Genomic DNA, 23,825 nt, shown 5'->3' on the forward strand with positions numbered 1-23,825 from the left:
AGCTGAAACTGGTCTTAAGTGATGGTTAACAGGTGTCTGCTTTAGTTGCCATCTTGGCCTGACCGGCACCAGGGAACAAGTCGCATATGATGTTTTTTCCGGCTCTTGAATAAAAATCAATATAAAAGCCCGGAAAAAGACAAAAAACACTTGTGTCAAACCCAGCGATAAGTAACGTAAAGTGCAAACAGATTCCAATTTATCCCGGCGATTTGTCACGTTGGCGTTACGCCGGTAAAAATCAGTGTCGGAACAAAAAACAAAGGATGGCCAGATACCCTATGAAGCAGTTAAGACTTGATGCCGTTAAACACATTCAAGGTACGGTAAATATTCCGGGTTCAAAGAGCATATCCAACCGCGCCCTGCTGCTGGCAACGCTGGCGAAAGGGACCACCACTCTGACCAACTTGCTGGATGCTGATGATATCCGGCATATGCTTAAGGCGCTGGGGCAACTGGGAGTAGAGTACTCGTTGTCAGAAGACAATACTCGTTGCACTGTGACAGGTAACGGCGGTGCAATCAGCAGTGAATCTGTTCAGGAACTATACCTGGGCAACGCGGGTACCGCCATGCGTCCTCTGTGTGCGGCGTTAACTCTGGGGCAGGGCGAATTCGTGCTGACCGGAGAACCACGCATGGAAGAACGCCCGATTGGCGATCTGGTTGACGCGCTGGCCCAATTGGGCGCTGATGTCGACTACCTTAAAAATTCCTGCTTTCCTCCGGTCAGAATTAATGCCACTGGCCTGAAAGGTGGTGATGTGGAGATCGCCGGCGATCTGTCCAGCCAATACCTGACCGCACTCTTGATGGTAACTCCACTGGCACAGGGTGAGGTGACCATACATATTAAGGGCGAACTGGTTTCCAAACCTTATATCGACATCACCCTTGCATTAATGGCCCAGTTTGGCGTTGAGGTCGAAAACCATGACTACAAGCGCTTCGTGGTAAAGGCCGGTCAGGAGTACGTTTCACCCGGAACCGTGTTGGTGGAAGGTGATGCATCTTCAGCATCATACTTTTTGGCGGCAGGTGCCATAGCCGGTGAAGTCAAAGTCACTGGGGTAGGTAAGTTGTCTATTCAGGGGGACGTTAAGTTTGCCGATGCGCTGGCAGCCATGGGTGCAGATATTGAGTGGGGAGACGATTACATCATTGCCCGCAAGAGCGCGCTTAACGGTATCGACATGGATATGAACCATATCCCGGATGCCGCCATGACCATAGCGGTAGCTGCACTGTTTGCCAAGGGCCCAACCCGGATGACCAATATCTATAACTGGCGCATCAAGGAAACCGATCGTCTCAAGGCTATGGCCACCGAACTCGGTAAAGTCGGCGCGCAAGTGGAAGAGGGTCACGACTATATTAAGGTCACGCCAACCACTCAGTTGATCAGTGCAGATATCGATACCTACAACGATCATCGTATGGCCATGTGCTTTTCCCTGATGGCGTTTGCCGATTGTGGCATCACCATTAACGATCCAGACTGTACCTCCAAGACCTTCCCAGGATATTTCAAGCAATTTGAATCACTTTGCGATAAGTAAAACGACTTATTCATAAGCAGGTAAACTTTATTTGTATACACTGAAGCTGAAAAACCAACGGATTTTTCAGCTTCAGTGGTATATAATGCCGCGCGCTCATTTCGGTGTTATCACGGAAGAGGGGTTTAATTTGCGGAGGAATCTATGTCTGAATTGGCTCCAGTAGTCACTATCGATGGCCCAAGCGGTGCAGGAAAAGGCACCATCAGTCAGCTTTTGGCACAGCGTTTAGGCTGGCAATTGCTGGATAGCGGTGCCATTTACCGTGTGCTTGCCCTGGCGGCAATCCACCACAATGTAGAACTGGACAATGAAGAGGCTATCACCCTGTTGGCTGCTCACCTCGATGTGCAATTTATGACAGTTGCCGGTGTCGAGGGTGTCAAGGTGGTACTTGAGGGTGAAGATGTATCGTCGGCAATCCGAACGCAGGATTGCTCCAACGCAGCGTCAAAAATCGCCGCATTTCCAAGAGTAAGGGAAGCTCTTTTACGTCGTCAGCGCGCATTTAAATCTGCCCCGGGTTTGGTGGCCGATGGTCGTGATATGGGCACAGTGGTTTTTCCTGATGCACCGGTCAAACTGTTTTTGACTGCAAGCGCCGAAGAAAGGGCGCAAAGACGCTATAATCAGTTGCAGGACAAGGGCTTCGATGTTAATATCGATCGCCTTTTAGCCGAGATTAAAGAGCGGGACGACCGAGATATGAATCGCGCAGTAGCGCCTCTGGTTCCCGCTGAAGATGCCAAAGTCATTGACACTACCGGCATAGGCATAGAAGCAGTGCTTGATATCGTACTCAAGCACTTAGTTGAAAAGTTATCTGACACCGGCCTCTAAGGCGGGTGCGATAGGCCTTCATATCATGGAAGATGTGAATTATTTTTCTGACTCCACGTTCAGGACTGAGGCGTGGTTTATTAAATAAGTTAATTAACATGACTGAATCTTTTGCTGATCTGTTTGAACAATCCCTTCAACAACTGGAATTCCGCCCTGGCTCTATCGTACGTGGTACTGTAGTTGCTATCGAAAACGGCGTAGTTCTGGTAGACGCTGGTCTGAAGTCTGAGAGCCCAATCCCAGCTGACCAGTTCAAGAACGCTCAGGGCGAGCTGGAAATCGCTGTTGGCGACCAAGTTGACGTAGCTCTGGACTCTGTTGAAGACGGCTTCGGTGAGACTCAACTGTCTCGCGAAAAAGCTAAGCGCCATGAAGCTTGGATCGTTCTGGAAAAAGCTTACGAAGACGCTGAAACTGTTATCGGTGTTATCAACGGTAAAGTTAAAGGTGGCTTCACTGTTGAACTGAACGGTATCCGCGCGTTCCTGCCTGGTTCTCTGGTTGACGTACGTCCTATCCGTGACACTGCTCACCTGGAAAACAAAGAACTGGAATTCAAGGTTATCAAGCTGGATCAGAAGCGCAACAACGTTGTTGTTTCTCGTCGTGCAGTTATTGAATCCGAGAGCAGCGCTGAGCGTGATGCTCTGCTGGAAAACCTGCAGGAAGGTCAAGAAGTTAAGGGTATCGTTAAGAACCTGACCGACTACGGTGCATTCGTAGATCTGGGCGGCGTTGACGGCCTGCTGCACATCACCGACATGGCTTGGAAGCGTGTTAAGCACCCATCTGAGATCGTGAACGTTGGTGACGAAATCACTGTTAAAGTACTGAAGTACGACCGTGAGCGCACTCGCGTTTCTCTGGGTCTGAAGCAGCTGGGTGAAGACCCATGGCTGGAAATCAGCAAGCGCTACCCAGAAAACACTCGTCTGACCGGTCGCGTAACTAACCTGACTGACTACGGTTGCTTCGTTGAAATCGAAGAAGGCGTTGAAGGTCTGGTACACGTTTCTGAAATGGATTGGACCAACAAGAACATCCACCCATCTAAGGTTGTTAACCTGGGTGACGAAGTAGAAGTTCTGGTTCTGGACATCGATGAAGAGCGTCGTCGTATTTCTCTGGGTCTGAAGCAGTGCAAGACCAACCCATGGGAAGACTTCGCTAACCGCTTCGCCAAGGGCGACAAAGTATCCGGTAAGATCAAGTCTATCACTGACTTCGGTATCTTCATCGGTCTGGACGGCGGCATCGACGGTCTGGTTCACCTGTCTGACATCTCTTGGAACGGTACCGGTGAAGAAGCGGTTTCTGAGTACAAGAAAGGCGACGAAATCAGCGCAGTTGTTCTGTCTGTTGATCCTGAGCGTGAGCGTATCAGCCTGGGCGTTAAGCAGACTGAAGACGATCCATTCAGTGCTTACCTGGCAGACAAGAAGAAAGGTGCTATCGTTAACGGTACTGTAGTTGCTGTTGACGCTAAAGGTGCAACCATCGAGCTGGCTGACACTGTTGAAGGTTACATCCGTGTAGCTGACATCAGCCGTGAGCGTATCGAAGACGCATCTACCGTTCTGTCTGTAGGTGAAAGCGTTGAAGCCAAGTTCATGGGCGTGGATCGTAAGAACCGCACCATCAGCCTGTCTATCAAAGCGAAAGACGAAGCTGAAGAAAAAGAAGTAATGGCTAACTTGAACAAACAAGAAGACGCTGTTATTAGTAATGCTATGGCTGAAGCTTTCAAAGCAGCTCGCAAGTAATCGCCTTGCGGTTCAGGGGCATGGAAACATGTCCCTGCTAGGTGACTGTTTATGGCTTGAACACAGGGGTAGGAAGGATGACTAAATCCGAACTGATCGAAAAACTCGCCTCCAGGCAGTCACAACTGTCGGCGAAGGAAGTAGAAAATGCCATTAAAGAGATGTTGGAGCAAATGGCGACAACTCTCGAAACCGGTGATCGTATCGAGATCCGTGGTTTTGGCAGCTTCTCTCTTCACTATCGCGCACCGCGCGTTGGACGCAATCCAAAGACCGGTACGTCAGTTGAACTCGACGGTAAGTATGTCCCGCACTTCAAGCCAGGCAAAGAGCTTCGCGAACGGGTAGATTCTGAGAATCACTGATAGCGAGATTAAAAAAGCCCCCATCAGGGGGCTTTTTTGTGCCTGTAGCCAGTGAAAGCTGGTCAGTCTCCATAAATTCTTAGATAATCAGGTCATTGAAGCCACGTGTATGGAGCACACCGTGAAGTCTTTTATCATCACTGTAGTGGTAGCACTGCTGTTTTTTCTGGCCCTGATGTTCGGTGCACGCAATGATCAAGTGGTCACCATCTCCTATTTCGTTGCTCAGGGTGAGTATCGTCTCCCCGTTGTACTGGCCACAGTATTTTTGTCTGGTTTTATCATCAGCTGGTTAATGGCCTTCTACCACATCACACGTATGCGATTGGCGCTGCGACGCAAGAACAAGCAACTGGCTGAGCTGGAAAATCAGTTGCTGCACGTGCCAGTCAAGGAAAACGAAGCCTGATATGCTTGAGTTGCTCTTCCTGTTGTTGCCTATAGCCGCCGGATACGGTTGGTATATGGGCCGTCGTAGCATCAGGCAATCCCAATCCAATCAAAGTAAGAAACTGAGTCGTGATTACTTCACCGGGCTTAATTTTCTGCTCTCCAATGAATCTGATAAAGCGGTCGATCTGTTTATCACTTTGCTTGATGTCGACGATGAAACCATAGATACCCATCTGTCTTTGGGTTCACTGTTCCGTCGACGGGGGGAGGTGGACAGAGCCATACGTATCCACCAGAACCTGATAGCCCGCCCAAGCCTGCCTGACGAACAAAGAGATTTGGCAATGATGGAGCTGGGTAAAGATTATATGGCAGCCGGTTTCTACGACAGAGCTGAAGAGATCTTCCTTAATCTGGTGAGTCAGGCAGACCACAGTGAAGAAGCCGAGACTCTGCTGATTGATATCTATCAGGTGACCAAAGAGTGGCAGAAAGCCCTCGATATCACCCGTCGCCTGAGTCGCAAACGTCAACAAGCCTTAAGTCCCATCAGCGCCCACTTTTACTGCCAGTTGGCGGACGCCGCTACAGACGAACAGGAAAAAATTAAACTCTTACAGTCAGCCCTCAAGCTGGATGCTTCCTGTGGCAGAGCTATGTTAACTCTGGCTCAACTCTATCTGGACAAGGGCGATTGTAAGCAATGCCAGAAGCAGTTACAGAACCTGCTTCATGGCGATATCCAGCTGTTACCCGATGCATTGCATATTGCCCGCGAGTGCTTTCAGCAAAGCGGCGAGCTTACCGGTTACCAGGACTTTCTGGTACAGGCCATGGCCGAGGGCGCTGGCGCATCAGTCATTAATGCGTTGGCAGAACAGATGGAGAAACAGGGAGAGCTTAAGCAAGCTGAGACCCTGATATTGGACGCCCTGTATCGTCATCCTACGATGAAAGGATTCCAGCGCTTGATGCAGATGCAGGTAAAACAGGCTGAGGATGGCCAGGCAAAACAAAGTTTAACCATGCTGGAGCAGCTGGTTGAACAACAAATTAAATACCGTCCCGGATACCGTTGTAAGGAGTGTGGCTTCCCATCTCATGCTCTCTACTGGCACTGCCCATCATGTAAACACTGGGGCAGCATTACCCGGATCCGTGGTCTGGATGGGGAATAACCTCTTGACCTTGTTGGAGACAAAATGACGAATAAGCCTATCGTTGTTGCACTGGATTTTGATAATAAACACGCAGCCCTCAATCTGGTGGACAAACTTGACCCTGATATGTGCCGCCTGAAAGTGGGTAAAGAGATGTTTACCCTGTTTGGCCCCCAGTTGGTTAAAGACATTCACAGCCGTGGCTTCGACCTGTTCCTGGATCTTAAATTTCACGATATTCCAAATACTGTGGCAAAGGCGGTGACTGCCGCTGCTGAGTTGGGTGTATGGATGACCAATGTTCATGCGTCCGGCGGCCTCGCCATGATGGAAGCGGCAAAGAAGGCATTGTTACCTTATGGTGATAACGCGCCATTGTTGATTGCCGTAACCGTATTGACCTCAATGAGTGATGAAGACCTTAAGTTGATTGGGATCGATGTACCGGCAGAAGAACATGTAAAACGTCTGGCGGCATTGACTCATCAGGCTGGTCTGAACGGCGTAGTATGTTCTGCCCGTGAAGCTCAGATGCTTAAATCTACTTTTGGTGATAACTTCAAGCTGTGTACACCGGGTATCCGCCCAGAAGGCAGTGACGCAGGCGACCAACACAGAGTCATGACACCAAAAATGGCATTGGAAGCTGGCTCAGATTATCTGGTCATCGGCCGCCCGATCACCAAGGCCGCAGATCCGTTGGCTGCACTGCAGGCAATTCACAGAACAATCGCCTAACAGCGTAAGTACTGAAGGAGATAAATCATGACAGGGACGTGTAGATTTGATTTTCAGGATAAAAGGGTGTTCGTTGTCGGTGGCACCAGTGGTATTAACCTGGGAATAGCCAAAGCTTTCGCCAGGGCGGGGGCGAGGGTTGCCGTTGCCAGCCGCAGTCAGGATAAAGTTGATGCCGCAGTCAGTGAACTTAAACAGATTTCACAGAAGGATCACCTTGGAGTCTGTTTTGATGTAAGAGACAGAGAGGCTCTGGCCAAAGGCTTTGCGGATATCGCTGCCATCTATGGCCAGCTGGATGTACTGGTCAGTGGTGCTGCGGGTAATTTTCCTGCGTCAGCTTCCAGGCTATCTGAGAATGGCTTTAAATCTGTTATTGACATTGACCTGCAGGGCAGTTTTCAAGTACTGAAACAAGCCTATCCCTTGATGCAAAGGCCCGGTAGCAATATCATTCAGATCTCTGCGCCTCAGGCCTATATCGCCATGCCGGTGCAGGCCCATGTATGCGCCGCAAAAGCGGGGGTCGATATGCTGACCCGCACTCTGGCAATAGAGTGGGGCTGCGAAGGGATCCGGGTTAACTCTTTGGTTCCCGGTCCTATTGCAGATACAGAGGGTTTCAACCGGCTCGCGCCCGGGGAGCAACTTCAACAAAGGGTTGCTCAAAGTGTGCCACTGAAACGTAATGGTACGACTCAGGATATTGCTGACACAGCGCTGTTTTTAGCATCAGACGCCGCTTCGTATATTACAGGGGTTGTCTTGCCGGTCGATGGTGGCTGGTCTCTTGGTGGCGCCAGTATGGCAATGGCAGAGCTTGGTCAAATGGTGGCTAGGCAGGAAGCCCAGGATAAACAATAGTTTCTCAGTAAGGTTCATTGGCCTTGCTGACAGGTAAGAAATCAGGAAAAACTTATGGCAAATGCATTGCAGGAGCAGTTGCTCAAGGCGGGCCTCGCCAGTAAACAGAAAGTACGTGATGTAAAAACTCAAAAGCGCCGTAATCGTAAAGCCAACGTCGATGATGGCAGTGCAGCGCTGAAGGAGCAGGTGGCTGCTCAGCGTAAGGCACAGGCAGAGAAGGACAAAGCCCTGAACGAAGAGCGCTTTGCCCTGGCGCAGGAACGTGGACAGGTACGTGCCCTGGTGCACGAGGTGAAGAAACTGGCCATAGGTCTGCCCAAAGATGCTGAGACCAAGTTTAACTTCACCCTGGAAAACAAGATTTACTCGGTTTATGTCAATGACAAGCTGCAACAGCAGCTGCTGAAAGGACAACTGGGTATTGTCCGACTGGAAGATGCGAGCTTCCTGGTTCCTCATAAACTGGCGGAGCGGGTAAATCTGCTGGTACCTCAGTGGTGTGGTTATCTGTGGTCAGCGCAAGACAATACCCCCGAGGTGGAAGAGGACGATCCATATGCAGATTACGTTATCCCTGATGATCTGATGTGGTGATCATCGCTGCTGATAAAAAAACCGCCGACAGGCGGTTTTTTTGTGCCAATTTATACCAGCTTCAATAGCTGGCTGGTTCCCAGTCCGATCAATAAAGCCAATGTAAAGCTCAGCAGGGTGCCCATCATCACATACTCGGTCATCTTATGGTCCCGGCTTTCTCTCAGATCACCGAATCGGAAGATGGATTTGGCAGCCATCAGAAATCCTATGCCTGCATATTGCCCAAGGAGCACAAAGGTTAAGATTAAAAATCGCTCCAGCATACCTATCGCCTTTCCTGCGCTGGCCAGGCTTTTGTCGGTTTGTCCTACATCCAAGTCCCACTGCTTAAGCGCCTGGGCAGTGATAATAGAGACTGGATTGAGGACCAGTAGATAAGCCAACAGCACAATCAGTACCTTCACACTCAGCACAGATGATAGCCAATCCTCTTCTATGGTGCTCAGCTCTGACCAAAGGATATAGATAACTGCCAGATGCAGGAGCTGATCAATAGCAAACCAGATCTGCTTTTTTGGCAGATATGATTTGGCCAGATCGAAACAGAAGTGGCTTAGGGTGACTGCGGCCGCAAAAACCAGAGGCAAGGCCCAGCCAAGGGGAAACAACAGACATACGATAAGGGTGAGAATGCCATGGAGCAGGGCATGGATATAGAGAAGTGGGGATTTAGCATGGCGTCTATCCCTGTCTGCCACCCAGCTGTGAGCCTGTAGATAAAAGTCCCCGAGAATATGCCCCAGCAGTAATCCGCCGAGAAGGAGTCCCTGTTGTTCAGGTGTCATTGCGGTCAGTGTCTCCAATCCATTGAGAGACTAACTTGCCATAATCCAACAGTAAGTTGTAGTCAGCGGAGTTAAGTAGTCGGGTAGCATTTACCCTTGAGGTGTTAAGTATTTCCGCCAGTTGCTGGTGAGAGCCCTGTTCCAGGCGACTGAATTCAAGTAATGCCAATGCCTGCCTGGGAGTGAGCTGTGTGATTCTGGTATCAGCAAACTGAGTAAGCAGGTCTGTTTGGGAACAAAAATATTCATTGCTGGAAACCCACTTTAACCTGGTGTTTTTTAGCTCATCAAGTGTGGTTCCAGAGAGGATGTGGGCTTCTGTATTCAAAATGTTTGATGCTTCATCCATGCCAGCCAATCCTATTGCCAATCGGGCGTCCACCTTGGAGTCTGTGGTTGATAGGGCTTTCAGCGCCCAGCGGATTTGCAATGCGATCAGAGGGGCGCGGCGTGCATCTGTCAGTGTCAGCTGAAAGCTGTCTCCACGAAATATCTGCCATTGGTCCTTTGCATCAGTGCAGAACGCAGTGAGCAGTGCATCCAGCTCGGTTAATACACGCTTAAATACATCATCTCGCAGACGTCTGGAACCAACAAGATCACCAGTGATGACGGCTATCTGTTTCATAGTGTAAGTCCACTCCATGATTTGGAAGCTGGGTAATTGATACTGTGAACATTGGTAAAAGTAACCCAATAAGGTTACTTGTGCAAATGTAATCTAAAATGGTTACATGTATGAGAAGGATACGTGCGTCCCATCAAATTCACTCTGGTCAGACTGAGTTATGCTTAACAGGCGACATAATTACTTTAAATTGTTGCGAGTTTGAGTTTTAATTAAACACCTGTTTTAAATAATTGTTTGAGAAGCCGTCATGTACCCATATGAAGCGCCCCTGAAAGATATGCAGTTTGTACTCGAAAATGTGTTTGGTGCCAGCGACGTCTGGTCTCAACTTCCCGCGTTGAGTGAGCATATCGATACTGATACGGCCGCCGCGATTCTGGAAGAAGCCGCCAGAATTAACCAGGAATTGGTTCACCCAATTAATCGCAGCGGCGATGAAGAGGGCGTTAAATTCACTGACGGTAAGGTCACTACTCCTGCCGGGTACAAAGAGGTATATCAACAGTTTGCCGAAGGTGGTTGGGTCGGCCTGTGTGGTGAGCCAGACTTCGGAGGCATGGGAATGCCAAAGATGTTGGGAGTGCTGGTCGATGAGATGGGATATGGTGCCAACAATGCCTTTACCCTGTATAACTCCCTGACTGCCGGTGCAGCGCTCTGTATCAATGCTCATGCTAGCGAAGAGCTTAAGGCACAATTCCTGCCACAACTTTATTCCGGCCAGTGGTCAGGGGCCATGGATATGACTGAGCCTCAGGCTGGCTCAGATCTGCGTAATATCAGAACCCGTGCTGAACCCTGTGACGATGGCAGCTATCTAATCAGCGGCAGTAAAATCTTTATTACCGGTGGTGATCACGACCTCGCGGAAAACATCATTCATCTGGTTCTGGCGAAATTGCCAGGAAGTAATGGAATTTCTCTGTTCCTGGTTCCCAAGATACAGGTCAGTGAAGATGGTGTGTTGGGCGAGCCCAATGGCGTTACCGCAGGTTCCATCGAGCACAAGATGGGCTTGAAAGCCTCTGCCACCTGTGTGATGAATTTCGACAATGCCAAAGGTTACCTGATCGGCAAGCCGAATCGCGGGCTGGTGTGCATGTTTACCATGATGAACTATGAGCGACTTGCCATTGGTATTCAGGGATTGGGTACCTCACAGGCGGCGTCTCAAATGGCGGTTCAGTACGCCAAAGAACGTCTGCAGGGCCAGGCTGCTTCAGGCGCCAGGGCAGAAGGCGGCAGCGACCCAATCATAGTTCACGGCGATGTCAGACGTATGCTGCTCAACATTAAATCCTTGACTGAAGCGGGTCGTGCTCTGGCAGTACATACCGGAATGCAGTTGGATCTGGCTAAATATGCCGAGGAACCGGATACCCAGAGTAAGGCGGCTCGTTATGTGGGTCTGTTGACTCCGGTGGCCAAAGCATTTTTAACCGATAGAGGTCTGGATGCAGCGATATTGGCGCAGCAGGTGTTTGGTGGTCATGGCTATATACGGGAAACCGGAGTAGAACAGTTGGTGCGTGATACCCGGATCGCTCAGATCTATGAAGGCACAAACGGGATCCAGGCTATCGACTTCCTGGCACGTAAAGTGGTTGGCGACAACCTGGTCACGCTTAAGCAGTTTATTGATGAACTCAAGAGCGAGATGGCGAACTTTACCGATGACAAGGCGGTTGCCGAAGTGACATTGAGATTTGAACGTCTGCTTGAATGTGCCGAGATGATTAACACAGACAAGCTCAGCAAGCCCGCTCTGCTTAACGCCTGTGCAGTAGAGTTTCTGGATGCCTTTGGCTATACACTGTACGGCTACTATTGGCTGGCGATAGCCCATAAAGCGGCAGAGATGGATGAAGAGTTCGCCAGTGCAAAATCTTATCTGTGTAGCTTCTACATTCAGCGCATGCTTCCGAAAGCTGACGCTCTGCTCGCCCAAATCCTTTCCGGCCATGCTCCGATAATGGAAATGCCGGCAGATCTGTTTTAATTACCCGGTTCAAATCCCGGGCTGGAACTGAAAAGCGCACCCTGAGGTGCGCTTTTTATTGACCAGTATCTCACTGTTTTGCCGTCTGCGACGAAGTTTGCTCCAACAAAGGCAGCAGCTCTTTCAACAGCCGGCCATGCCAGGGAACTGGATTGGGTGTCTGCGGAGTGGACACCAGACCATTCTCCAAAGCAACAAACAGATATTCCTGCCCCTCAAGCTTTATGATACCCACCAGATTGTCTACTCCTCCCATTGAGCCGGTTTTACCCAGGACCTTAAGTTTAAGGGGCGTCTGGTTATAAGGGAATTTATATTGAAGCGTGCCGGTTGCTCCTGCGATGGGCAGGGTATCCAACAGGGGCTTTAATGATGGGGTTTGATAAATATGACTCAGCAGCTTATGTAACTGAGCCGCACTGACGAGGTTATAGCGGGAAAGGCCTGAGCCATCCACCAATCGCGAGCCCTGTAGATCCACTCCCATTGTCAGCAGTGTTTGTTTGAGAGCGGCAACGCCCTGGGGGAAATCTGCATTCTGGCCATATACTTTGCGTCCCATGGCCAACAGCAGACTGTCTGTAATCAGATTGTCTGATTCCAATAGCAGTTCGCTGGTCAACTCTGACAAAGCCGGAGACTCCAGAGTGACAAGAGTCTTGGGTGTCGAGGGCAGGGACGAGGTAAAACGTAGGGTACCCAGTACAGGAATCTGTTGGCGATTCAATATCCTTGTGGCCCAATCTGCAGCAAATTGCCTGGAGTCAGTCACGGCAAACGCAAGATTGATCGCTTTTCTTTTGGGGAAACAACCCTCGATTGATACCTGATTGCTTCCTTTACTATTCAGAGAAAGGCTACAGAACTCCTGAGGTTGGTCTTCATCATAGAAGGTGTCGGCAACCAGGCTGAATGGCGCATCTTGTTTGAGGCTAACCCTGGCTTTGTTGCTGCCGGATACGGGTTGCATTACACCCTTGACGCAATTCTTATCGATAATGAAGCTTGAAACTGGGGCGGCATAACAGATCCCCAAATCGTCCCAAACCCAGCCAGTAGCCTTTGTTTTTTGATTAAGATTGCCCACCAGCACCAGATCGCCCTGGATCTGCTTAATCCCCTTTGACTCAAGCTTACTCATCAGTGAGGCCAACTTCTTAGAACTCAGGCTGGGATCGCCACTGAACTCAAGGTAGAGGTCGCCGCTAAGCGTCCCATCTATGACCTTACCATCAGTAAGCATGCGGGTTGTGTATCTGTATTCCGGGCCGAGAAGCGAGGTGGCTGCCGCCGCTGTCATGAGCTTAAGCACACTGGCGGGTAACATCCTGTGCCCCGGGTTGATACTCACCAGAGGAGTGGAGTCGTTCGCCTTCTGCAGAATGAAGCTGACATTTGTATTTTGGGGCAATTTGCCATCGACCCAATGTTGCAGCGAGTCATCGGCATATATCTGCCCCCCATGTGCATGAGCCATACCCAGACTGATACCCAGGGCCAGGGCGGCAATCCTTTGCTTCAATACCATCATCACTGCTCCGGGTTCTCGTCCTGACTCAGCAACTTGTATAGCCAGAGCGTGACAAATACTACCAACCCCATAAAGAGTGGCAGTACAAACAGGCCAAGGTGGGTTTTAAAGTGGAACAGTGCACCCGCTGCAGCTAAGGTCAGCAGGAGTATAAGCAAAATCTTGAGTTTCATTTCTGGCTCCATTAACAGGACTGGCCAGTATATCTCAAATGACCAAAGCCATGTGTGAGCAATGCCGCCCCTGACAATAAGTTGAGCAGAACACCCATTTTATGCCGAAAAATCGTCCAACTTATTGAAGTCACAGGTGCCTCAGGGCAGAAATTACTTGCCCACGGGGGGCTAAGTCGGTAATTTCTACCCTCTTATACGTGTTTAACCGCCTTAATGAATGCCCATTCAAACAGCATTTGGCGGATGTCGCCATTGGTGTAATGCCAAATTCAAGCGACAATTGACAGAGTTACCAATTTACCGGGTTAGCCGGTAAATTGCCTAAGGAGGATACCTTGCTGAACAAGCTGGGTGGAATTGCACTGCAACCTGACGCTATTAGTTGGTTGCTGACCCCACGCCATTTCAAGGCGGAACTACTTGAACGGATCGCCAATGCCAGGCATTCGATTACCCTGACTGCTCTTTATTTGGAAGATGATGAAGCAGGTCGGGAGATCCTTAATGCCCTGATGCAGGCCAAGGCCAATAATCCCGAGCTGGATATCAAAGTCTTGGTGGATTTTCATCGTGCCAGACGCGGTCTGATTGGCCATAAAGGCGACAGTGGAAATTACCTCCTGTATCGCTCCGAGATGCAACAAGCGACTCATCCCATCGAAATCCTCGGTGTGCCGGTTAAATCCCGGGAAGTGATGGGTGTACTGCACCTCAAAGGTTTTATTATCGATGACGCTGTGATTTACAGCGGTGCGAGCCTGAATAATATCTACCTGCATCAGCAGGAAAGATACCGATTTGACCGTTACCACTTAATTGAGTCTCCTGAGCTTGCGCAGTCAATGCGTGCCATGGTGGAAAAAGTACTGGTTAACGATGAAGCCGTTTCTTCCCTGTGTCAGCCACCGGAAACCGAAGTGCTGCCGGATAAGGTTGAGGTAAGAACCTTTAAGAAGCGTTTGGCCAAAGCCAAATATGAGTTCAAGAAATCAAAGTCAGGCTTGCGGGTTACACCCTTTATCGGCCTGGGCCGTAAGCGTAATCAGCTGAACCGGGCCGTATTGGCCATGGTGGATGAATCCAGAGAGTCGCTGTTTATATGTACTCCCTATTTCAATCCACCTCTGTCGCTGGTGCGATCATTAAATCGTCATCTGAGACAGGGTAAACGAATTGATGTGGTAGTGGGCGACAAAACTGCCAATGACTTCTTTATTCCACCGGAAAAAGATTTCTCGCCAATTGGTGCCGTACCTTATCTGTATGAGCAATCACTGCGTAAGTTTGCCAAGCGTCAGCAGTGGGCAATCGATAAAGGATTGCTGAATATTCATGTGTGGAAGCATGACGATAACAGCTACCACCTGAAAGGGATTAGCTCAGATGGCAAGCGTCATCTGATCACCGGCTCCAACCTGAACCCAAGAGCCTGGGCGCTGGATCTGGAAAACGGCTTGTTGATCACCGATGAGCAGGGCCATTGGGCAGAGCAGTTTGCCGACGAACAGGCCTTTATTCTGGAGCATACCACCAGACTTTATCACTACAGTCAGATAGAAACGATTCAGCAATATCCGGCACCTGTGAAGAAGCTGCTGTCCAGAATCAACCGTATCAAAGCGGATATTTTGTTAAGACGCATTCTCTGACAAACCGCTGCTGAACGAAAAAGCCGACCATAAGGTCGGCTTTTTTATATCTGGTTGGTTCTTCCAGGGTTAAACCTGGGCAGTCATATCCTGGCCTGCGTGATCTTCCGGCATCTTGGCGTAATTCAGTGCCAGCACCACCAGAAGCACCATCACCGCGCAAAGGAGGCCTATGGAAAGCTGGCCGTAAATCGGCAGCATGGCCATCATCATTGCGGCCAGACCCGCGCCAAAGTTCTGCAGGCCACCAAGCAGGGCGCCTGCTATGCCTGCCTGACCCGGGAAGGGCTCAAGTGCTGCTGAGGTCAGGGTAGGGAACATCATACCGGCACCACAGAAGAAGAGTACAGAGCCAAGCAGCAGTGTCCAACCCACTACTTCACCAAATAAGCCAGGGATTAACATTACTGTGGCGCCTGCGCCCAGCAATGCGATACCACGATTAAGCAATCGCTTGATGCGGCTGCTGCGACCGGCGATCAAGGCGCCAATCAAGTAGCCGGGGATAGGGGCTACAAACCAAACACTGACCCAGAAGGGAGACAGTTTCAGATATTGGCCGTAAAGGACACCTGCAATCGCTTCAAAAGCCGCAATACCGGCAAAGGTCGCGATGAGCCCCAGGGTGTAACCACGAAATCCTCTGTGGCTTAATACCACGGCATAGGCATCAAAAACAGAGCGCTTTTCGCGACGTTCTGCTGGCAATGACTCTTTAAAGGTCAGCATCAACATCAGTAGTACCCCAAGGGTAAAGCCTGCCTGAGTGTAATACACTGCTCGCCAGCCAAAATACTCTGCGGTCACTGAGCCAATAAATGGGGCGACCAAAGGCAGAAACACAACAGCCATAGATACATAGCTGTTGAACTTCATCAATTTACTGCCGGTAAAGTGATCTCTGGGAATCGTGCGGCTCAGCGCGCCGGCCGCTGCAGTACCTGCGCCCTGTAAACAACTGGCAGCGATCAGTGCATCTATGGTGCTCACGTGGGCAGCCAGCAGGGCGCCCACAATAGACAGCCCAATACCGACCAGCAAAGGAATACGACGACCGATACGGTCTGAAACCGGGCCGTAAACAAATTGCAGCAGACCATAGGCCAACAGATATGCAGCCATAATGGCCTGCAATTCACCGGCAGAGGCGTGTAGCCCCTGACCGATCATAGGCAGTGCGGGAACGAAAATAGTCTGGGCCATTTGACCACAGGCAACCATAAACACCAGTTGTACAAGTACACTGGAAACAGGCGCGCCCTGTGGCGATGCAGACGAAGAAGAAGGCCGCAGCGTAGCAGGCATGATAACTCCAAAAAAAGGGAATACCGGGAAATTAATAAGGTGCATACAGGCAGGCACACCTCAGGACTGAGGCGTTGGATGACCCAAAGTATTGCACTGGGGAGGGAGCTTGTGTGGTTAGCTCTCTCTGAATGGCGCGAATTTTAGTCTTTAATCGCAAAGTTTCAATAGTTAACCCTCAATTGAGTGATGGATTTTTTGTAATTGAATGGATTAGAAAAACTAACTCAAGTAGTGTTGGTAAAATCAGTGAATATGAATATTCAAATGCTTGAGTGAAATTTGAGCTGGATTGCACCGCACGACTGATATAAAAGCTTTTACATTGAGTCAGTGGTGGCAAAGCGGTAAACTTGCGGCCCCAAACTCAGTACAGCCTGTTCAGCGCTGTCTGATTAGATCAAATAAGGTATTCGGCACGCAGCAATGACAAGCCATCTTCGACCCGAACATGCGGTGCACAGGTTGTATGCACTGAGAAAATCCATGTCGACCAAACCCTTTACGGCCAGAGGGAAAAACCTGGTCAGGTGCAGTCGCTGTCTGTTGGCACAATCTTACTGCACCTGTGCTCACTGTCGTCCTTTAACTACCAAGGCTGCGTTCGTGTTGGTGATGTACGATGATGAAGTGCTCAAGCCGACTAATTCCGGGCGACTGATTGCCGATATGGTGCCGGATACTCACGCATTTCTTTGGGCTCGTACAGAGGTTAACCCACAGCTGCTGGCGCTGCTTGAAGATCCCGGTTATCAACCCTATGTTGTATTTCCCGGTGAGTACGCCTTTGAAGGCCAGCCAGTGGTCAATCAGGTTCCTCCAGAGGCGCTGGCAGAGGGTAAGCGTCCGCTGTTTATTATGCTGGATGGCAGCTGGCGTGAAGCGGTCAAAATGTTCCGTAAGAGTCCCTATCTACACGGATTCCCATTACTGTCTTTCGATGCTGGCGAAATGGCGCGTTATGCATTGAGGAAGGGACAGAGGGAATTTCAGTTTGGTACCGCTGAAGTGGCTGTTATGGTGTTGGCAGCGATGGGAGAGCAGAGCAATGCCAGTACCTTGAATGCCTGGTTCGAATTGTTTGTCGAGTCGTCACTGCTGGGGCGCAACCGCAGACCCACCAGCGATCTGACCCCCAGAAATGAACTGATCAGCAGTTTTAACACGGCCTGGCAAACAGCGGCAGGCGAGAGTCTTTAACTTTCCACCCGATTACGGCCATTGGCTTTGGCCTCGTACAGGAGATCATCCGCAATCTTGGTCATCGACTCCAGGTCCATATTGCTTTTTGGCGAGCTGACCAGGCCTATGCTGGCGGTGACTGTAATAGTGTTGCCGCTGTCTTCAATTTGCTGCAGTGCAATCTGGTCACAGATACGCTGAGCAATTTTTTGAGCCACTGCTTTGGGGGTATTTGGCAAAGCCAGAATAAACTCTTCCCCTCCATATCTCCCCAATATATCTCCCTCGCGGATCAGACCCCGGGTCACACTGGCAAACACCTTGAGTACTTCGTCACCTGCGCCATGGCCATAGGTGTCATTGATATTTTTGAATTTATCCAAGTCCATCAGCATCAGGCTGAATGCCTGTTTCTGGCTGCGGCAAAGAATGAGCTGCTTCTCTGCCATTTCACTGTAGTGACGTCGATTATGACACCCGGTTAACGGATCTGTTTGCGCCAGCTGTTTGAGTTTTCGCTCAAACTCTTTTCTCTCTGAGATATCGAGAAAGGTCTGTGTAATGATGGTCTCACCATCGAGGTTCAGGGTACTGAGCCTGAGTTCTGCCACAAAGTGGTCTGCGTTTTCCGGCGTGACGACGATATCGATGCGGGCATCCGATATGCCTTCCTGTTTACGGGCAAGGAAGTCCTTGAGAAACGCCTGATAGGCCTCGCGCTTGGTATCGGGAAGCATATGCTCAAACCGGGTATGGGTGACCTCACTGGCGCTGATATTGAACTTGGTCACGGCGTACTGATTCAGCATCAGGATGTCATTGTCCAGATTGGTGATCACTATGCCGATAGGAGCAGAGTTAATGAGATCCTGCAGCTGCCGTTGATGTAAGCGGGATTCTTCGAGAGCCTGGGTTCTGAGATTTTCAACCAGGGTTCGTACGGTGACGTCCCTGAATATGATCAACATCAGTGACTTGCCAAGCTGGGTAAACCTGGCTTCCACATAAATGGCATCGCCACTTACATTGACCTCAAAGTCGTAACTGTCAGGTTTCGTGCCGGCTCTGACACCTTGAAGATGTTGCATGAACTCATCGGAGTGCTTAATGGAAAACACTTCACACAGCGGCTGACCCGGCTCCCCATTAAACAGAACGTCATCCAGGCCGTCTGCCCCCCGTATTTCACGTACCCTGTTATCAGCATCAAGCCAGATACAGGTATCCGGCAGGGCATTAAGCAGGCCGTTCAGGTTGGCGTTAATCCGGTTGAGTTCATCTGAGCTGACATCCAGCGAGCGGCCCAACAGTGAGATATCATGGTCGAAATCCTGATAGCCCTGATCAACCAGACTCAACAAACGGGCAAACTCAGGGCTGGTTGGTAGTGTGTCGCCGTAAACCTTCTTTAGCTGGCGTTTTAGCAGTCTGTGCATCCTAGTTCCGAGATACAGGTGATGGTCATGGTCTGATTGTGCAATTCAGCCCTGTGGCAATTATCCGTAGGACAAATCTCTCCATAGGAATAGAAGCCACATATCATGGTGGTCGCGGGCAGGGCATCTCTAACGACCTCAAGCTCTTCATCTGCCATTTGTTTGAGGATCTGTTTCCTGCCGACACAGGAAACCAGCAGTGCAAGTTGTGGCTCTGCCAACTGCTCTGTACAGATCTGTATCGCTCCGGCCGCACCATCTATGATGGCATCAACATTGGCCCGCATCAGGCGAGCGGTAGAGCCTTTGGGAATACCACCGGCAAAGGTGATGCTTTGACGTGACTCATCAATGGCCAACATGGTTCGAACCAGTTTGGTATCCGAGCCGGGTTGGAGGATCTCAAGGGGATATCTGAGGCCTATCCCGGGTAATTGGTCAACCAGGTCACCAAGATAGCTTTTATAAACATCCAGTGCAGGTTGATGGTCAAGCTCAAGCAGTTCATGCCCCTGAGAGGCGGTGACCAGACGTTCAGGTCCAAATGGCGTCCAGCCGCCTCTTGAGGCGTGGCTGACGCTAAGGTTTTGACCATAAAGACCAACTGCCACTATCTGTTTACTGACAACAGAGTCGTTCAGCAAGGTATAGGTTTTCTCAAATTTGGAGTCGTCACCAGCAAGGCCTCCGGTGATGGCGACGCTGTCATGGCAGTTTTCCGTCAGGCCCCTGGTGAGGTCACTGCCAAACACTTCCAGCCCATCACTGAATACCAGTATCAGCTGAAGGTCGTCTGCATTTAACTCTGAGGCTATGCTTGCTCCGGTATTGTAAGAATCCTGAGGGGTCTCAATCAGTTTGGCTATGGCTCTAATTTGAGTGCAGCGAAAGCCTATCAGAGTCGCTGACAGTCCGTTATCTTCAAGACCATCATTCAAAAACTCGCCAGAAGTGGTGGCTCCCACCATTTGCGCCTGGGGAATCTGCTCTCTGAGCTTTCTCAGTGCATCCTTATTGGCGCAGAGATCACCCATGACGATCATCAACACCTGGGAGCAATTGGCGATCTGTGCGTTGACCTCATTGTTCCATTGAGAATCAACTAATCGAAGTTGCTGGGTAAACATGAACAATCCTTTGATTCAATACCTTATCCTGACAAAAAGTGTAGTTCACCAGATAAAACCGTGCCGAATTTGAGGCCGGATATTACCTGTCATTTCCTGCTTATAGCGCTAACAGTGCATTGATGGTGAGCCAGATAAGAGGCACGTTGGACAGGACGAAAATCATGAACCTCAGCAGTATATTATTGCCAATGCTCTGCACCAGGCTATGAATAATACGCAGTACTACATACGCCCAGGCCAGCCAGATATTGTGTTCGCCTGTAGCTCCGAGCAGCCCCAGGGTCAGTACTATGGCGTAAAATACTGTGGGTTGCTCCATCAGATGGTTGTAGTTGTCAGCTTTCCAGCGAACTTTTGCAGGCAGTTGTGCCATCTGTTCTCCGGCCGGTGCATCCGGGTTCAGACGGATTTTACTGGCTCTGATTGCAGGGATTCGGGTGGCATACATCCAACACCAGATCACACTGGACCAGAGAACCAATGCTATCAGGGGCAACAGCAGTTGACTTAATGCAGACATCTGAGGTTCCTTTTTTGATGGTTTCTATGAAGATACCGACAGAAGCCAATGTCTTAAACCCACAACTAAAATATAAAAGCGCCCAAAAGGGCGCTTTGCTGTAAAGAAAATTTAGATTCAGATCTGTCGTGCGATAAGGGCGGCGGAATGAATGGCGCCTTCGATATACCCCAATTGCTGGCAGTCACCCACCTGATGCACAGTCAACCCGGCAGCGCTCAAAGTATCTGCCAATCGGGTATCCGGCTCTGCGCCGGACGCCAGTACCACGCTGTCTGTGGGCAGTGCGTGACTGATAAGGTTTGCCTCCAGCCCTAAATCAGGATGTTCACTTTTGGTTTTTACTCGGTAATGCACATGGTCTGCATCAATTGCCTCTATCTGTGCCTTTTTCACCAGCGTCACCTCAAGTTTATTGAGTTCGTGTAACACACGCCAACGTCTGACTATGCTCAGCTCTGCCCCCAAATCATGACCTGGTTCCAATACGGTAACACTACGACCCCGCTGCGCCAGAAACTCCGCCAACTCAAGTCCAACCAGTCCACCCCCAATAATGGTGACTTTATTGCCCAATGGCATCCAGATATTGGATAGCTTACGGGTGGCCTCTATAGAACCTGTGACCCCGGTTATCTGACCTGATGACAGCATGGCGCGCTGCATCATTGAGAGCTTTTGCCTGGCGATCTCCTTACCTTCACCTGTCATTATCTTTCGCAGCTCGTCACCTGACCACACGTGTTTGGCATCGGCTCCCGGGATATCAGGCTTACCTCGGCTGGCCCCCGTGGCCACTATCACTTCATCGGGATTCTGCTCCTCGATAAGGGCGCTGTCGGCCAGGGTATTTAGCCTGACCTGAATATTGGGATGATCCAGTTGCTTGATCTGTTGCTCAAGCAGCTTGCCATTATCCGGGTAGGCCATGGAGGCGAAAAACAGGGTGCCACCCAGACGCGCACTTTTTTCCACCAAAGTCACCTTATGGCCGCGACGGGCGGCAATCGCAGCAGCTTCCATGCCCCCCGGGCCACCGCCTATGATCAGCAGGTTTTTGGGGGTATCGGTCAATTCAACAGGGTACTCCGACTCATTGCCTGTCATGGGGTTTACAGCGCATTTAACCCTTTCGTTAATGAAGATCTGGCTGACACAAACATAGCAGTAGATGCAGGGACGGATATCATCGGCGCGGTTTTCAGAAAGCTTGTTGGGCAGCTCAGGATCTGCAAGCAGTTTGCGGCCCATGGCTAAAAAGCTGATGTTGCCGTCAGCGATTGCCTTGTCGGCGATGTCCGGCTCAATACGGCCAACGGCGGTTACAGGGATACTGATGTTTTTGGCTACCTCTGTTGCCCAATCCAGAAAGCCAGCCGGCCTGTTAACCAAAGGCGCCTGAGTAAATGCTGCACCTGAGTCGGGGTTGGCGTAGGCTGAGACACTGACGGCATCCAGGCCATACTCCTGTGCCAGTTTGGCGGTCTTAATACACTCATCCAGAGTAATGCCTGTCTCCACACGCAGCTCATAGGCGTCGAGCCGGAGCCACACAGGATAGTCTCGCCCGACTTTATCCCTGACCGCGGCAATCACTTCTCGCAGCAGACGACTGCGGTTTTGGTAGCTGCCACCATATTCATCGTCACGTTTGTTGTAATAGGGGGACAGGAAGCCAGCAATGATATAGCTGTGAGCGGCATGCAGCTCTACACCGTCGAAGCCCGCTTTTTTCGCTCGTTCGGCAGCTTCAGCAAACCAGGTGACCATCTGTTGAATATCGGCCTTATCCATCACCCTGATTTTTACCTGCCCACCTTTTGGACGGATAAAGGCACCAAGTTCGGCGCGGGTAAGCGAGTTAAACATATCGCTTTGACTCTGGGGAGGAATGGAAGGCACCCAAAGCTCCCGACCTTCGGCCATATCTCTTGCTGCGGTTTTTCCCGCATGTTGCAATTGAATAGCTATCCTGGCACCGTGCCGGTGAACCCTTTCAGTCAGTTGCTTAAGTCCGGGGATGAACTTATCGTCTGAAATCCCGACCTGATAGGGCTCTGCCGTGCCCATAGGGTAGGCGATAGCTCCAACCCCCATGGTAATCAGCCCAGCGCCGCCTTTGGCTCTGGCTTCATAGAAGGCCTGAATACGTTCGCTGCAATGGCCATCTGCTTCGGCAAAATTATCCCCCATCGGCGCCATAACAATACGATTTTTAAGCTCAAGGGAGCCTATCTTGCCCGGCGACAGTAGGTGCTTATAGGCTGGGTCCTGTATTTGTTTCATACCGCCTCCCACTGGTCATCATGGATAAGAAAGTCCAGGCAGCTGCGGTTAAACAGCGCCTGATGCTCCACCTGAACCCAGTGACCGCACTGATTGAGCATGATGAATCGTGCGCTCGGGGCGTTATCAAGAATTTTGAACATGCCGGCAGGAGGATTAAACAGATCATTGGTGCCCCAAAAGCCAAAGATGGGGACCTGAATCTCCTTAAGTCGCTCTGTCATATTGGGCACCATCATGGTGGAGAACAGATTAGCTGGCTGAGTCACTGCGACGGCAGCGCGTTCCCTGAGAATATCGTCGGTCAGTTGGGCGGAGTCATAGAGTTGCAGGCTCATCACTTCGCGCATTTCCTGTACGCCCATGGGGCCTTTGCCATACACTTCGACCATGCGGCGTATGCCTTCCATCTCAAAATAGGTTTCTCGCTCTTCCACACCGCCGGGAGCCATCAAAATCAGCTTGGCGACTGTATCCGGATGAGCCAGGGCCTGCCCCAGTGCGATGGCGCCCCCCAGGGAGTTACCCAATAAAATGCAGGGTTCGAGTTTGAGCTTGTCGATAAAGCCATTGAGGCAAGCAACAAAAAACTCAAGGTTGTACTGCACATCATCAGGCTTGTCGGAGCGACCAAAGCCGGGCAGATCCAAAACCAGATTTCTAAAGCCTGCTTGCGCGAATGCGGGATAGTTACCTTTGAAATTACTGAATCCCGATGCCCCTGGGCCACTGCCGTGGAGCCAGATCATGGGAGGATGTTTTCTGTCCAGCGGTCCTTCATCCAGATAATGCAGGGTGATGCCATTGTCCAGAGTGACAAATTTCTGCTTGGGCAGAGGAAGATCAGATTGAGCCATAGAGTCTCCTTTTGGGATCAGGCAATCGGTGCAGTCATCCTTTACTTGCA

General features: G+C 50.4%; 22 protein-coding genes. 12 read left to right on the forward strand and 10 right to left on the reverse strand.

Going from position 1 to position 23,825, the window contains the following annotated elements:
* The first annotated feature begins 281 nt into the window (after positions 1-281).
* From aroA to L2725_RS14530, 9 genes are all read left to right on the forward strand, one after another.
* Positions 282-1,562 (forward strand): 3-phosphoshikimate 1-carboxyvinyltransferase, encoded by a 1,281-nt coding sequence (gene aroA / locus L2725_RS14490; RefSeq protein WP_249249582.1) that lies wholly within the window; start codon positions 282-284, stop codon positions 1,560-1,562.
* A 144-nt stretch (positions 1,563-1,706) separates the two neighbouring features.
* Positions 1,707-2,402 carry a (d)CMP kinase gene (cmk, locus tag L2725_RS14495; protein WP_115136709.1) on the forward strand — a complete coding sequence of 232 codons (696 nt, stop codon included), beginning with the start codon at positions 1,707-1,709 and terminating at the stop codon, positions 2,400-2,402.
* A 98-nt stretch (positions 2,403-2,500) separates the two neighbouring features.
* Positions 2,501-4,168, forward strand: coding sequence for a 30S ribosomal protein S1 (gene rpsA / locus L2725_RS14500; RefSeq protein ID WP_248936021.1), 1,668 nt, complete (start codon positions 2,501-2,503; stop codon positions 4,166-4,168).
* Between the two features lie 77 nt (positions 4,169-4,245).
* Positions 4,246-4,533 (forward strand): integration host factor subunit beta, encoded by a 288-nt coding sequence (ihfB, locus tag L2725_RS14505; RefSeq protein WP_115136711.1) that lies wholly within the window; start codon positions 4,246-4,248, stop codon positions 4,531-4,533.
* Positions 4,534-4,654: 121 nt separating this feature from the next.
* On the forward strand, positions 4,655-4,942 hold the full coding sequence (locus L2725_RS14510) for a lipopolysaccharide assembly protein LapA domain-containing protein (protein WP_115136964.1): 288 nt from the start codon (positions 4,655-4,657) through the stop codon (positions 4,940-4,942).
* 1 nt (position 4,943) lies between these two features.
* Positions 4,944-6,104: a lipopolysaccharide assembly protein LapB gene (gene lapB, locus L2725_RS14515; protein WP_115136712.1), complete on the forward strand. Its 1,161-nt coding sequence runs from the start codon at positions 4,944-4,946 to the stop codon at positions 6,102-6,104.
* Positions 6,105-6,128: 24 nt separating this feature from the next.
* The gene (pyrF, locus tag L2725_RS14520) at positions 6,129-6,824 is read left to right on the forward strand and encodes an orotidine-5'-phosphate decarboxylase (protein WP_249249583.1); all 696 of its coding nucleotides are present in this window, start codon (positions 6,129-6,131) and stop codon (positions 6,822-6,824) included.
* 27 nt (positions 6,825-6,851) lie between these two features.
* Positions 6,852-7,688, forward strand: a complete 837-nt coding sequence (locus L2725_RS14525) for an SDR family oxidoreductase (RefSeq protein WP_249249584.1) — start codon at positions 6,852-6,854, stop codon at positions 7,686-7,688.
* A gap of 54 nt (positions 7,689-7,742) precedes the next feature.
* Entirely contained in the window at positions 7,743-8,285 is a 543-nt protein-coding gene (locus L2725_RS14530; RefSeq protein WP_249249585.1) for a DUF2058 domain-containing protein, read from the forward strand.
* Positions 8,286-8,335: 50 nt separating this feature from the next.
* On the opposite strand, the gene L2725_RS14535 is transcribed toward L2725_RS14530, so the two are convergent.
* Positions 8,336-9,073 (reverse strand): DUF3307 domain-containing protein, encoded by a 738-nt coding sequence (locus tag L2725_RS14535; RefSeq protein ID WP_249249586.1) that lies wholly within the window; start codon positions 9,071-9,073, stop codon positions 8,336-8,338.
* The gene (locus L2725_RS14540; protein WP_249249587.1) at positions 9,063-9,701 is read right to left on the reverse strand and encodes a hypothetical protein; all 639 of its coding nucleotides are present in this window, start codon (positions 9,699-9,701) and stop codon (positions 9,063-9,065) included. The genes L2725_RS14535 and L2725_RS14540 overlap by 11 nt, the downstream gene beginning before the upstream one ends.
* Positions 9,702-9,951: 250 nt before the next feature.
* Between L2725_RS14540 and L2725_RS14545 the strand changes: the two genes are divergently transcribed.
* Complete coding sequence (locus L2725_RS14545; protein ID WP_249249588.1) at positions 9,952-11,703, forward strand: acyl-CoA dehydrogenase family protein; 1,752 nt, start codon at positions 9,952-9,954, stop codon at positions 11,701-11,703.
* A gap of 70 nt (positions 11,704-11,773) precedes the next feature.
* On the opposite strand, the gene dacB is transcribed toward L2725_RS14545, so the two are convergent.
* Together dacB and L2725_RS14555 are read right to left on the reverse strand one after the other, a co-directional pair.
* Complete coding sequence (gene dacB / locus L2725_RS14550) at positions 11,774-13,234, reverse strand: D-alanyl-D-alanine carboxypeptidase/D-alanyl-D-alanine endopeptidase (RefSeq protein WP_249249589.1); 1,461 nt, start codon at positions 13,232-13,234, stop codon at positions 11,774-11,776.
* Positions 13,234-13,407 (reverse strand): hypothetical protein, encoded by a 174-nt coding sequence (locus tag L2725_RS14555; RefSeq protein ID WP_205407314.1) that lies wholly within the window; start codon positions 13,405-13,407, stop codon positions 13,234-13,236. The genes dacB and L2725_RS14555 overlap by 1 nt, the downstream gene beginning before the upstream one ends.
* Positions 13,408-13,745: 338 nt before the next feature.
* On the opposite strand from L2725_RS14555, the gene pssA reads away from it, so the two are divergent.
* Complete coding sequence (pssA, locus tag L2725_RS14560; protein ID WP_249249590.1) at positions 13,746-15,059, forward strand: CDP-diacylglycerol--serine O-phosphatidyltransferase; 1,314 nt, start codon at positions 13,746-13,748, stop codon at positions 15,057-15,059.
* A gap of 69 nt (positions 15,060-15,128) precedes the next feature.
* Here pssA and emrD read toward each other — a convergent pair whose 3' ends face one another.
* On the reverse strand, positions 15,129-16,364 hold the full coding sequence (gene emrD / locus L2725_RS14565) for a multidrug efflux MFS transporter EmrD (RefSeq protein WP_249249591.1): 1,236 nt from the start codon (positions 16,362-16,364) through the stop codon (positions 15,129-15,131).
* Between the two features lie 486 nt (positions 16,365-16,850).
* Here emrD and L2725_RS14570 point away from each other — a divergent pair, with 486 nt between their 5' ends.
* Positions 16,851-17,564 (forward strand): tRNA-uridine aminocarboxypropyltransferase, encoded by a 714-nt coding sequence (locus L2725_RS14570; RefSeq protein ID WP_249249592.1) that lies wholly within the window; start codon positions 16,851-16,853, stop codon positions 17,562-17,564.
* On the opposite strand, the gene L2725_RS14575 is transcribed toward L2725_RS14570, so the two are convergent.
* The 5 genes from L2725_RS14575 to L2725_RS14595 form a co-directional block, all read right to left on the reverse strand.
* Positions 17,561-18,982 (reverse strand): sensor domain-containing diguanylate cyclase, encoded by a 1,422-nt coding sequence (locus tag L2725_RS14575; protein WP_249249593.1) that lies wholly within the window; start codon positions 18,980-18,982, stop codon positions 17,561-17,563. The genes L2725_RS14570 and L2725_RS14575 overlap by 4 nt on opposite strands.
* A complete protein-coding gene (locus tag L2725_RS14580; RefSeq protein ID WP_249249594.1) occupies positions 18,967-20,109 on the reverse strand; it encodes an FIST signal transduction protein in 1,143 nt (380 codons plus the stop codon). Before L2725_RS14580 ends, L2725_RS14575 begins: the two co-directional genes overlap by 16 nt.
* A 100-nt stretch (positions 20,110-20,209) precedes the next feature.
* Positions 20,210-20,632 carry an MAPEG family protein gene (locus tag L2725_RS14585; RefSeq protein WP_249249595.1) on the reverse strand — a complete coding sequence of 141 codons (423 nt, stop codon included), beginning with the start codon at positions 20,630-20,632 and terminating at the stop codon, positions 20,210-20,212.
* Between the two features lie 117 nt (positions 20,633-20,749).
* Positions 20,750-22,918 carry an oxidoreductase gene (locus L2725_RS14590; protein WP_249249597.1) on the reverse strand — a complete coding sequence of 723 codons (2,169 nt, stop codon included), beginning with the start codon at positions 22,916-22,918 and terminating at the stop codon, positions 20,750-20,752.
* A complete protein-coding gene (locus L2725_RS14595) occupies positions 22,915-23,775 on the reverse strand; it encodes an alpha/beta fold hydrolase (protein WP_249249598.1) in 861 nt (286 codons plus the stop codon). Before L2725_RS14595 ends, L2725_RS14590 begins: the two co-directional genes overlap by 4 nt.
* Positions 23,776-23,825 lie beyond the last annotated feature (50 nt).

Origin of the sequence: Shewanella corallii (genome assembly GCF_023349125.1) — a bacterium.
Lineage (GTDB): Bacteria > Pseudomonadota > Gammaproteobacteria > Enterobacterales > Shewanellaceae > Shewanella > Shewanella corallii.